This is a genomic window from Desulfobacula sp. (assembly GCF_021107415.1).
Window position 1 is genome coordinate 1 of the sequence record NZ_JAIOSW010000400.1, and the last position, 12,754, is coordinate 12,754.

A 12,754-nucleotide genomic window follows, 5' to 3' on the forward strand; every position below is an offset into this window, starting at 1 on the left:
TGTAACACCATTCGTTGGTACATTCAGGTCCTCTCGTACTAGGAACATATCTCCTCAACCAGTTATATGTTCGGGCCTGCGCCCACGAAAGATAGGGACCAAAATGTCTCACGACCCTTTTATGATATCCAACAAACTCTGCTCACGTACCACTTTAATTGATGAACAGCCTAACCCTTAAGACCTGCTCCAGCTCCAGGATGTTTTGCCTCGACAGTCGGGTGATAAACCGGCCCGTCGATGTGAACTCTTGAGAGGTAGGCCTGTTATTACCCGGCCGTTTTTTATTTCAGGATAACTTTAAAAAAAACCACTCGATTAAAAAGGGTCGTATTCAGGAAAAAAATTTCCCCTGCCACAAGATATAGGGTTTGGACTACCATTAAAAAACCCAGACTTATGAATACCAAGTCTTCACCGCATGATTCAGGGCACCTCTAAGCACTACCAAATCAAGTCAACGCCTTTTGAATAAAGGGTCTTACCCCATAATGATAGACAAAAGACTCGCCCTATTGCTTGAATTTTTTCAGCCCTGAACGGTTAAGATTATTCCTGGTTTTCTTAATAATTTTAAGGCCAGTGACCGTTAGAGATTGGATTATCTTTGAGTGCAACTATCTGCGTATAACTGGCAATTGTGCATAGCCATGTTTCTAATTTTGAAGGGAAAAAAATCATCTAGCTAAAACGTTTTGGTTTAAATTATTTAAAACTTATCATTGCATTTTTGAGCATTGCCAACCCGACACATAGCCCCAATGCTTTTAACAGTCCAAAAATTTCAGGACAAGGTATATAAGGAATCATTTCTAAAGAAGTATTTAAAATTTTCGAATTAAAGGCACCTGTTTTTTGTCTTTAAACAGCTTAGTCATTATATTCAGGGTGTTATCACCAATTAGAACATTCGCTTTTCAAACTGAATAAAGTAGTATAGTTCCCTTTATCTTCAGCATTGAAAACTGTTGTAAAACCACAAACAACCGCCTTTACATCAACTTCGGTCATTTTTATTTCTCCAATAATATAAATTTTAATATACCTTGATTTTAACAAGGGGTAATGCAGGATATTCCAGCAGAATTTCCTTCTATGAGTATAGTTTACGCTTCATCTTGCTGCATTGATTTCCATAAATCCTTATTAAAAGGGAGTCTTCTTCTCGGGCATTTTTTACGATAACATAATTCGCAGCTTTTAAAATCAACCTGAGTTGGGAAAATGATACCTGATATGGATTTAACCGGAAACATCAAAAATGATTCTGTAAGCCTCACTCCAATAAATTTTTCAACATCTCCGAAAAGCGAAAAAAGTTCTTTTTGCTGTTCAATAGGCCAGACACTTATATCGCCGGACCCCGGCTGCATGGATGCTGTTTTATTTATATTGTATTTTTGAAAAAGGTGCTCCTCAAGATATTTTTTGCTGAAATCAAGAAGAGACTGTTTTATTGTATCTAACCAATACTCTTTTAAAAAATTCCCCTGAAAAATTTCAATCGTATCAACTTCTTTACCACAGGTAACAACATAAGCAAAAACACGTTCAATAGAATCTAAATTTTTTCTTAATACATGGCTTTTAAATGCAGTCCCGTCTATCGAAACAGTATCTGTACCCTTTTTGTCAATAAAGCATTCCTTGAAAAGAGCTTTAGGTTTTCCTGCTTTTTCAGCCATATCAAAAAGGCTTTGAAATTCTACTGCATGATCAGTCTCTTCTTTAATACGATTTTGTTTAAGAAGGTCATTTAGATCCAGTTTAAATGGAATATCAGCAAGAACTTTCATGTTTCATTTCCTTTGAGCATAATTTTTTATCATCTCTCATAAAGGGAAACTCAGTCTTTGAACAAAGGTTGTCTGGAAATCATGATCACAGGCAAAATCAACCACTTTAATCTGTTCTGCCATATTTATTGCTTTTTCAAGATACTTGTCATCACACAAGGTCATTACAGCACCTACACCGGCTAAATTCCCGGCGGGTTCTATTTTGGTAATGTCCATGGCCGGGATCATCCCTAAGGTCATCATGTCTTCTTTGTCAAGAAATGATCCAAATGCCCCTGCAACAATGATCTTTTTAGGTTCATCAATACCTGCTTCCTCTAAAAGAAATTCAATTCCGGTAATCAATGCAGCCTTGCCAAGCTGCACTGAACGGATATCTTTCTGGTTTATAAAGACATCAGAGCCATTTTGAGAAGAATCTTCAGGCACAATATTGTATTGTGTTTTACCGGAAGAATCATTTTTTAAAGCTGAAATCACTATATCTTTTTTAAAAGCACCGCCTGGTTCTATGATATCCTTTTCACAAAACTGGGCTATGGCACTTATCACACTGGTTCCACATATTCCAAAAGGTTTTGGCCAGGAAGATTTTGAAGAATTAATAAGAGTATATTCGGGCAAAGCTTTCTGATCTTTGATTTGGACTTTGTTCACAGCACCGGGAATAGCCTGTATCCCGCATGAAAGAGAAGCGCCTTCAAATGCAGGACCGGTTGCACATGAGGTTGCATAAAATCCGCCGTTTGCCTTTAGCAGCAATTCTCCGTTGGTTCCAAGGTCTATCAAAAGAGTGCCGTCTGCCTGATTTTCAAGATCTGCAGCAATTGCCGCACTAAGTATATCTCCTCCAATAAAACCGAATACCTGGGGCAGTACCTGAATTGAAATATTGTCTGATTGAAAGCCCAAATCTTTTGACAAAATATTTTTAGTTTATAAAAAGCAGGCTGATAGGGAGAAACCCCAATTGATTTAGGATCGACTCCTGCAAATATATGAATCCTTGTGGGATTACCTACCACCACCATTTGAGAAACCGGGTAGTCTTCAAGATCAAGGAATTTCAAAAGATCTTTCATACCCCATTCTATTGCTCTAACAACCAGTCTTTGCAAATGCCCAAGATTTTTTCCATCCTGGTTGATCTCACCAATGCGACTCATGACATCATCCCCGTATAACACCTGGGGGTTTTTTACAGACAATGAAGAAAGAATCTTTCCTGTGACAGTATTGCAAAGATAGACAGCAATGGTGGTTGTACCAAGACCCACTGCAATACCGTAGGAATCCCCGGCATCAGCATCTTTGAATTTATTTTGAAAACTTTCAGGAAGAGATACTGGTGCCTTGCTGATTATATGAGAGGACAGCATATATGTTTCCGGAATTTCAATAGTAACATTCCCGGAAACAGTGAATGTACATGCTTCTTTTAATGCAAATTCACCGTTTTCTTCAACAACCTCGACCTGACATTTTTTACATTTTCCTTTGCCACCGCAGTCTGCCCTTAAAAAAATTTTTTTATTCATGAATGATTCCATCAGAGATTTGCCGTATTGTGCTTCAATCTGCTTGTCATGTGGCAGGAGGCGGATATTGTATTTTTTATTTGACATTTTTATTTCTTAATTTTGGTGTTTAATTCTGTCTTGTCCTTGAATATTTTTTCTAAAATTTTAAACTGTAATATCCAGCAAGCATCTACATGCAGCCTCTGTATCAACCATATCATATCCGGTAGCAAGTATGCCGATGTACTTCAAATTCTTTAACCGAATTATGGTTTCAGCAGTTATTAGCATCAATTTAAAAAGTCCAATTTGGTTTAAGCTTTTATCTCTCCAGACCTGACCGATTTTATAAAGTTCATGCAAAAATTGTCATGTCCGGCAATCATTTCTCCTGTTTTTAAAGCTGCCATGATATCTTTGTCTAACGGGTCCATTATGGCAGAATCAAATCCATTAGCCATCATCATTACCAAAAAAATTCGATTAATAATCTTTCTTTGCGGCAGTCCATAGGATATGTTTGAAAGCCCGCCTGTTGTATGAACGCCTTCAAGGTCCTGCATAATTGTTTTTACAGCTTCCATAGCTATTGGTCCGTTGTTTCCGTCAACACTCAAGGGCTGAATCAAGGGATCTACAAAAATATCATTTCTTTTCATACCGATATTTTCAAGTTCTTTAACAATGGCTTTTGCGCGGGAAATAACATCTTCCGCACTCTTGGGCATGCCTGAGTCATCCATGCAAAGGGCAATTATCCTGCACTCTTTGCCCTTTAGAAATGAAACCATCGGATCAAAACGGTCCTTTTCAAGACTGATGGAATTGACCATTGGAGTTTTTTCCACCAGGTCATATGCCATTTCAAGAATTGCAGGGTCAGGGCTGTCTATGCACAACGGAAGATCCGTGGCCTTCTGAACCACTTCTAACAGCCATTTAATATCTTCTTCTTCATGGCCTATCCGGGCTCCTGCATTTACATCAATATATGTTGCCCCGTGTTGGGTCTGTTTTTTTACATCATTTGTTATGTAATCTGCATCTCTTTTTTCTACAGCATCCTTTACCTGGTTTAAGGTGGTATTGATTCGTTCTCCAATAATGGTAAACATTATATTTTCCCCTTCTTAAATAAATTTAAGTTATATATTTCTTTAAAATTGTTTGTGGACAGACATCATTGCAATCCATCCATGGTAGCTAATTTCTTTTATTACTGGTTTAATGTTGTTATCTAAAAGTTCCATAATTGCAAATTTAAAGTCATTATTCATAAAGTTGTGATTCTTCCAAAGAATCCGCATAGATTTCAATGGAATGTTTTACCTGAATATTCGAGCCAGCTTTTGAAAGCATATCGCTGATTTGCATAATACAGGCTGGGCAGCCACTGGCCACAATAGAACAATTAGTGTCAGTAATATTGTCTTGTTTCAGTTTGCCGATTTTACTGGAGATATCATAATAAAATAGGTTAAAGCTGCCTCCCATACCACAGCATTTATCTGCACCCTCCATTTCTTTTAGATATTTTCCAGAAGCAGTGATTACCTGTCTGGGTTGTGTAAAAATGTTCAAAGATTTTTTAAGATGACAGGGATCATGGTAAGTGACAGTTTCCGAAAATTTTTTATCTTGATCTGTTTCATCAGAGCCGATCTGCATCACATCAACTATGAATTGATTGATATCCATGGTTTTTTTTGAAAGATCATCAAGGTATTTCATAAAACTGGTTTCCTTGCCTTGGTAAAGGGAAGGCCACAGTTTTTTTATGGTGGATGTACAGGTGGCACAGGCTGTGACCAAGTAGTCAAATTTTTCTTTTTGAAACAAATTTACATGATGCTTCACAAGCGAATCAAAGGTCTTTCTATCACCAGATGCCAGCGCAGGTATGCCACAACAACCTTGCGTTTCGGGAATAACCAGATCCACATTACTATGAAGAAGTGCCTTAACCGATGCATGGGCAATATGAGGCATGATCTTGTCAATCAGACACCCGGTGAAAAAGGCAACTTTGATGCTGGACATTTTGGAATCAAGTTTCAGGGTGCCCAGGGATTTATGGAACGGTTCTTTTGCTATTGGCATAAAATGACGGTGCGAAAGCAAAGGAGAGACTAATCGTGCGCAAGATGTACCTTGTATGTTTTTATTATTTTTCGCCATTATCTTCTGAAATTTTTCAGCCCATACCAAAAGTATGTTAAATATCGGTGGGTTGGAAAGTACTTGATTGAAAATAATTTTTTTAATAAATGAAAGTCCTTGATATTCGGTTAAAATTGCCCGGGCTTTGATAAATATTTCCAAAACATTGACCCCTGATGGACAGTTGGCTGCACAAGAGCCGCATAAAAGACATTTGTTCAACCGTTTATTGACACCATCCGGATCAAAAAAGAGATGGGTCATCAAACCGCTTAAGAGAGCAAGTTTTCCCCTGGCCACATCTGCTTCATACAGGGTCTGTTCAAAAAGGGGACATACAGATTGACACATACCGCATCTGGTACAGACGATCAACTGCTCTTCCAGCTCCTTGACAAGTGTTGCCAGTTCATTCATATTTCCCACGTCTTTATACTCCTGTTATCTTCCCCGGGTTAAGGATGCCATTGGGGTCAAGGGCTCGGCGGAGGTTTTTTGAAAATTCAATGGATGAAGCTCCGACTTCTTTTTTGAAGAAGGGGGCTTTAGCAATTCCTGTACCATGCTCTCCTGAAAGGGTGCCACCCATTTCAAGTGCTTTGTCAAAAATCTGTTCAATGGCCTGCTCAACTCTATGCCATTCTTTTTTGTCACGCTTGTCTGTCAGGATAGTTGGGTGCAGATTGCCATCCCCTGCATGACCAAAGGTGCCAATGCTGACCTCAAAGTCGTTTGAGATTTGTTGAATGGCCTTGACCATGTCCGGGATTCGGCTTCGGGGGACGGTGACATCTTCAAGAACCAATGTGGGTTTCAGCCTTGCAAGGGCAGATAATGCACTTCGCCTGGCATCCCAGATTTTGTCTCTTTCCTCGTCATTGGCTGCAACTCTGATACCCGATGCCCCCATTTTTTTGCATAGGGTTTCAATTTTTTGGGTTTCTTCTTCCACCACCACCGGATGGCCATCTACCTCAATGAGTAAAAGGGCGGCAGCATCAATGGGGAGCCCTGCTTTGCTGTAATCTTCAACCGCTCTTATGGTAAAATTGTCAAGAATTTCCAGGGTGGCGGGAACGATTCGGGATAAAATGATAGCTGCTACAGTTTCCGATGCCTGGTCAATGGTGTCATAAACAGCCACCATTGATTTTCTGTCAGAGGGATACGGGATCAGTTTTAAGGTAATCTCATCCACCACACCAAGGGTGCCTTCCGACCCCACCATCAACCCTGTCAGGTTATAGCCGGTGGCGCATTTGACGGTTCGAGAGCCGCTTTTAACATATCTGCCCGTGGCATCAAAAAAGTTCATTCCCATGACATAGTCCTTGGTAACACCATATTTAAGGCCCCTTAACCCACCTGCGTTTTCAGCAACATTGCCGCCAAGGGTTGAGACAGCCTGACTGCCGGGATCAGGAGGGTAGAAAAGGCCTTTTTTTTCAACAGCTAATGCCAGTGTGGCGGTCACAACACCGGGCTGGACAACGGCATACATATCGGGTTCATTTATTTCAAGAATTTTATTCAGTCTGACGGTTAAAAGGACAATGCCGTCCGTCTCAGGAATAGTGCCTCCACTTAAATTTGTGCCTGAACCCCGTACAGTTATGGGAATTTTATTTTCATGGCATATGGCAACAATTTTTCCAACCTCTTCGCTTGTCCCGGGCATGACTACGGCGCAGGGAATTTTGGGGTCAAGAACAGCGGCATCATAAGAATATGTCATCCTGTCTTCTATATCAGTTAAAAGATGCTCTGAACCTACGATTCCTTGTAATGCTTTAAGTAGTGCAGGTTCCATTATATTCCCTCCATATATTATGATATTACAAATTAATTCCTTAGACCTATGGTATATAAATCGCAAGCTTCGGCCTGTTGCTAATATTTATATAACTTTAGATAGGCCCCGACTATACAGGACGTTTTCACTTCACATGGTAAACAGTCAGTATCCAGTTCGGATAATTACATTATCAATTATATAATTCTTTAATATTATTTGCGGGCGGTACTCACTTATACACCGCCCATGGTGTTTATTTTTTTAAGGATTTAACCAGGTCAACTGCTTCGCCAGCATCCTGAGCATAACCATCTGCACCGATATCATCGGCAAATTTGCTGTTCACCGGAGCACCGCCGACAATCACCTTGACCTGATCTCTTAACCCTTCTTCTTCAAGTGCATCCATTACCTTTTTCATCTGTGGCATGGTGGTGGTCAGCAAAGCTGAAATTCCTAAAATGTTTGGTTTTGTTTCTTTGACCTGGCGGACAAACTCATTTACTTTTACATTAACTCCAAGATCAATTACATCAAAACCAACTCCCTTGAGCATGGTATATACCATATTCTTTCCAATATCGTGGAGATCACCTTCAACGGTTCCGATTAAAATTTTACAGTCTCCTCCCTTGGATGCCCCTTCTGCAAGATGGGGTTCCAGTACCTCGAGCGCTTCATTCAATGCCCTGGCGGCCAGCAGTACTTCCGGAATAAATACAGTACCATCCTTGAATTTTTCACTTATTACTTCCATTGCTGACAACATGCCTATATTTAGAATATCCTGAGCATCAAACTTGCGCTCAAGCATATCTTTTACATCTGTGATCAACTTTTTCTCATCCCCGTCCAGCACATCCTGGCGTAGTACGGCAAAACCCGAATCAAGCTCATCCGAGTCGGTATCTTCATCGGTATCTTTTTTATCCGATGGCTGAGAAACCTTATATAAATCATCACTTGCTTTCAGTTCTTTTTCATTTATTACCGGGTTGTATGACCCTGCTTCCAATGGTAGTCTGCCATATTTTTCAATCTGATCACCTATATATAGAAGACGGTCAAATTCAGTATTTGGAGGACTTGTATCTCCGATTGAAACAATAAGACGCTTGCCCGGTGATATAACCTTAAACATATGAGCCAGATATGCCTTTAAATCATCCCATGTAGCAGATTCCTCTATCAGCATCATTTCAGGAATACCGCCGTGAATGGTAAGTTTGTCAGTTCTGCACCACTTGTCATAGTATTCTTCGAACTTTACTTTGGTCATTGGGTAAGGAGTAACAGCATCGGCTACATCCATACCGCACTGAGGGATTAGATCCATTAATCCCCGATTTTCACCGTCCGTATGCATGGTTGCAAGGATTCCATTTGCATGAAGTGCATCCGAGGCCTTTTTGCACCACGGCATAATATCTTTCTCAAAATAGGCAGGATAGGTAATCATGTCATCCACGTTGGCAGACCAGAGCACCATGTCTGCAGGAGAACCAGCCAGAATACTGATCAATTGATTATAACAGTTTGCTATTGCCTCGGCCAGCTTCTCCATTTCCTTGGAGTGATCCTTATAATGCAGATAAAAATCAGTTGCGCCTAACAGGGTTTTCTGGATAAAATGCATGGGAGAAGAGCAGGCAATTCCAAGGCCCTGGGCAAATGCGACGCCATCCTCTCCAACAAAATTTTTCCATTGGCTGAAACGGTCATAGGCTGGTTTTAATTTCATATTTCCGAAAATATGAGCAAGAGCAGGATAATCTGTAACACTTTTAATGGCATGTTCCTTGACCCAGGTAATTGATGCACCTGATTTTTTCATTTCACCGGTATAACCGTGACGGACACTGATGACACCCTTAGGAGTGTGATACTCCACATGGGTCATATACTCGTCGTCATTTTCTTCGATTGACACGCGGATATCAATATCAGAAGAAAATTCAAAATCATAGGGAAATTCTTTTAACTTATAAAGACCAATACCCCTGTGGATAATATCTTCGGGCTTTTCTGGTTTAAGATATTCAGGAATTATTTTGTGCAGAGGCCATCCTTCTTTTCTATGTATTTCTTCAACAGACAGGCCCTGGTATTTCTTTGGTAAGTTTCCTGCCAATTCATTGGCATTGTGCCAAAGATCTATTCGAGGTACCCAAGGTATCTTATCCACCTTTTCTCCTCTGGCTACTCTCAGTATTCTTTCTCTGTTGGTTATACTCATTTGAATTTCCTTTTTGTAATTAGTATATTATAAGTTTCTCAATTGAGACCTTTGTCTAAAAACTTGATTCTATTTTGCTGGATACCGGAAATAGCTGTTGGCAGTATGCTTTCCGAGTTTTCTAACCCTTTTCTTACTGACTAACGGATTTCCAGCACGACATCATCAACGCCAAAAGCCAAAAATATTAATAACTTAAGCTTTAATAATGCTGGACATTCCTCTTTATTTAGCAAACAAAAGCAAAGATATGCTATCACTTGAAACCAATCATAATGTTTGGAAGCCAAAGAGCAATTTTCGGGAATAGAATGATAATTGCAATAGCAATCCCCTGCAAAAAGATATAGGGCACAACACCCCGAAACATATCTTTTAATTGAATCTCAGGTGGTACGATCCCTTTTAGATAAAAAATTGCAGGCGCCATGGGTGGCGTAAGATAACTAGTCTGAATAACCATTAAAAATAGTATTGAAAACCAATAGGGGTCAAAGCCCATCTTGGTAACTATGGGAACAAAAATGGGAACAAAAATCAAAAGAACACTAATCCAATCCAACAGGAAGCCAGCTACAAATGTTATAGTAAGAAACAAAGCAAGCATTCCCCAAGGGGGTAGGCTCATGGTGTAAAGAATCTGTTCGACTATCTCTCCTCCGCCCATGCCAAGAAAAACACCGGTATACATAGTCCCACCGGTTAAAACCAAGGTGATCATTGCGCTGATTCGCAGCGTGTTAATTGATGCATCTTTGAAAGTTTTCATGTTCATCTTTCCATAACCAATGGTGAGAATAACCGCTCCGAAGGCTCCCAGTGCCGCAGCCTCGGTTGGTGCAGCTAGACCCAAAAGGATTGATCCCATTACTGCAAAAATGAGAAAAAGCGGTGGTAAAAGTGCTGTGATAGTAAATTTGATCTTTTCTGAAAGCGGTTGGTCCAAATCGCTCTCGGGCAATCCCGGCCCATCTTCGGGACGTATCCAACAACGGATAATGATGTAAATAATGTACAAACATGATAGGAGAATCCCTGGAAAAATTGCAGCCATAAGCAACTTGCCCACAGAAAGACCTGCAGCTGGACCGAATACCACAATTACGACACTAGGCGGAATTATCGTTCCTAAGGAACCACCTGCACAGATCGTCCCACAAATCAGTCCCTTATTGTATTTGTATTTCAGCATGGCCGGGATGGCGAGCAGTCCGACAACAACCTCAGCTGCCCCGATGATACCCGTGGCAGCAGCAAAAATAGTGCACATAACGACAGTACCAAGCGCCAAACCACCGCGGAGTTTGCCTGTCCATTGGATCATTGCTTTGAAAAGCCGGGATGCAATGCCTGAAGCCTCCAACATGCTGCCCATAAACACAAAAAGGGGTACAGCTGCCAAAATGTAGTTAGTAGAAACGTCCCACACCCTACGAATGAGCATATCACCAATGGCATCTCCAAAACCTATGTAACCAAATATGAGTGACATACCCATCAGAGAAAAAGCGACTGGGAATCCGAAAAATATTGATAGAAGAACTCCTGGAAACATCAACAAAATAAAGTAGTCTGAACCTAACAACGCTTCTATCATATCTCTCTCCCCCTAATAACCATAACCAGACTTCGTATAAATTCTGCAATACCCTGAAGCATTAACAGGATGAATGCCAGGCAGAGGACGCTCTTAAATGGCCAAAGAATTGGTTGCCATTGTGTAAACTGAGATGTTTCCTGGATCTGGTAGGCATCCTTTGCCATTTCAAAACCACTGATAATCAGAATTGATATAATCGGAAAGAAGATGAATAGATAACCAACAACGTCTATCGCTGCACGCCCCCTATGAGAAAATTTCATATATAGCACATCAATTCGGATGTGTCCCTTCATACGGAGCGTGTAGGCAGCGCCAAGTAGGTAGTGGGTCCCGTAAATCATGTAGGTGACATCGTATGACCAGATAGTCGGTCGATGAAAAATATATCGAGCAGAAACTTCGTATATGAGGGCGATGATCATCGGTACCGCTAACAATGCAACAATTTTGCCAGTTTTAACACTGACTGAATCAATAATATTGAGGCCTTTGGAAATGATTTCCATTTTAAATCCTTTTAGATAAAAATAGCCGGGGACAGAAAAAGGTGTACCCGGCTCGTTTTAGTATTATTTTATTTGGAAATATCTTATGTCACCAACAGTTTTCCATTTCTTTTCAAAGGCATTTTGTGATTCCATCACCTTATTAAACGATGGGTTCGTTAGAGCGATGTCAGCGGCCCACTTCCTTCCCATTTCATGAGCACGTGTCTGAGTTTCTGGGGATAATTGGATAATTTCATTGCCATTCTGGCGAAATATCTCCATAGCCCCCATATCGAGTTTGCCGATACGATACCAGGACTCGAAGGTGGTCAATTTCGCTGACTCCTCTATGATAGCCTTAAGATCTGCAGGCAAGATATCCCATTTTTCTTTATTGATAGTGAGTTCAAAAGGCGCACTGGGTTGGTGCACACCAGGTACAATGACATATTTGGCTATTTCATGAAATCCGCTGATTACATTCTCTCCAGGAGTTGCCCACTCCGTGGCATCAATGACTTTTCGTTCGAGGGCTGGAAAAACCTCGGCTCCAGGCAGAGAGACGACAGATCCACCAAGTTTTGGGAGAATCTGGGCCCACGCACCGACAGTCCTCATCTTTAAACCCTTGAAGTCTTCCAGGGTTCGAATCGGTTTATGAGAATGTGCAAAGGCCTCTGGCGGACGGATACCACATGGAAACGCAACCACTCCAAATTTTTCCATTCGAAGCTCTGCCCAAAGCTCTTTCCCACCGCCAGCATATAGCCAGTGCATCATGGGTACCGATTCCATCCCACCGGCGTAACCACCAAGGATGGCAGTGGTTGGATCGCGACCTATATCATAACCCGGCCAACTGTGGCCTAATTCGGTGATTCCCTTCCTGACCGTATCTGTGACTTCAAGTGCTGGTGCAACAGTGCCGCCAGGAAGTATCCTTATTATCATCCGACCCCCGGATTGTCTCTCTACATGCTTCGCAAAAACTTCAGCCATATCTCTATAAAGAGGAATTCCAGGCGGCCAGGATGTGGCCATTTTTTCCGGCAAATTCTCGGTGTTTCTATTGTTGTGCCAACGAGGCTATTTCGGCCAAGAGATGTTTCAATTCGATACCAGTACATGGGATTTTTGCCGAAAACATAAGACA

The 12,754-nt window shown here is 40.9% G+C and carries 11 protein-coding genes and 1 rRNA gene; all 12 read right to left on the reverse strand.

Annotated features, from left to right (window positions below):
- Positions 1 to 385: ribosomal RNA gene (locus K8S13_RS20265) — 23S ribosomal RNA — on the reverse strand; the annotation flags it as partial.
- 721 nt (positions 386 to 1,106) lie between these two features.
- Complete coding sequence (locus K8S13_RS20270) at positions 1,107 to 1,796, reverse strand: vitamin B12 dependent-methionine synthase activation domain-containing protein (protein WP_291465455.1); 690 nt, start codon at positions 1,794 to 1,796, stop codon at positions 1,107 to 1,109.
- Between the two features lie 36 nt (positions 1,797 to 1,832).
- Positions 1,833 to 2,588 carry an ASKHA domain-containing protein gene (locus tag K8S13_RS20275; RefSeq protein WP_367172775.1) on the reverse strand — a complete coding sequence of 252 codons (756 nt, stop codon included), beginning with the start codon at positions 2,586 to 2,588 and terminating at the stop codon, positions 1,833 to 1,835.
- Positions 2,585 to 3,424 (reverse strand): 2Fe-2S iron-sulfur cluster-binding protein, encoded by an 840-nt coding sequence (locus K8S13_RS20280; protein WP_291465457.1) that lies wholly within the window; start codon positions 3,422 to 3,424, stop codon positions 2,585 to 2,587. Before K8S13_RS20280 ends, K8S13_RS20275 begins: the two co-directional genes overlap by 4 nt.
- Positions 3,425 to 3,633: 209 nt before the next feature.
- Positions 3,634 to 4,434 carry a dihydropteroate synthase gene (locus K8S13_RS20285; RefSeq protein WP_291465459.1) on the reverse strand — a complete coding sequence of 267 codons (801 nt, stop codon included), beginning with the start codon at positions 4,432 to 4,434 and terminating at the stop codon, positions 3,634 to 3,636.
- A 154-nt stretch (positions 4,435 to 4,588) separates the two neighbouring features.
- On the reverse strand, positions 4,589 to 5,896 hold the full coding sequence (locus K8S13_RS20290) for a (Fe-S)-binding protein (protein ID WP_291465471.1): 1,308 nt from the start codon (positions 5,894 to 5,896) through the stop codon (positions 4,589 to 4,591).
- Positions 5,897 to 5,909: 13 nt separating this feature from the next.
- Entirely contained in the window at positions 5,910 to 7,289 is a 1,380-nt protein-coding gene (locus K8S13_RS20295; protein WP_291465460.1) for an FAD-linked oxidase C-terminal domain-containing protein, read from the reverse strand.
- 238 nt (positions 7,290 to 7,527) lie between these two features.
- Positions 7,528 to 9,510, reverse strand: coding sequence for a corrinoid protein (locus K8S13_RS20300; protein WP_291465461.1), 1,983 nt, complete (start codon positions 9,508 to 9,510; stop codon positions 7,528 to 7,530).
- Between the two features lie 256 nt (positions 9,511 to 9,766).
- Positions 9,767 to 11,107, reverse strand: coding sequence for a TRAP transporter large permease subunit (locus K8S13_RS20305; protein WP_291465463.1), 1,341 nt, complete (start codon positions 11,105 to 11,107; stop codon positions 9,767 to 9,769).
- Positions 11,104 to 11,619: a TRAP transporter small permease subunit gene (locus K8S13_RS20310; RefSeq protein WP_291465465.1), complete on the reverse strand. Its 516-nt coding sequence runs from the start codon at positions 11,617 to 11,619 to the stop codon at positions 11,104 to 11,106. The genes K8S13_RS20305 and K8S13_RS20310 overlap by 4 nt, the downstream gene beginning before the upstream one ends.
- A 63-nt stretch (positions 11,620 to 11,682) precedes the next feature.
- Positions 11,683 to 12,642, reverse strand: coding sequence for a TRAP transporter substrate-binding protein DctP (gene dctP / locus K8S13_RS20315; RefSeq protein ID WP_367172773.1), 960 nt, complete (start codon positions 12,640 to 12,642; stop codon positions 11,683 to 11,685).
- A partial coding sequence (locus K8S13_RS20320) for a hypothetical protein (protein WP_291465469.1) occupies positions 12,573 to 12,754 on the reverse strand: 182 nt, incomplete at its 5' end. The genes K8S13_RS20320 and dctP, both read right to left, overlap by 70 nt.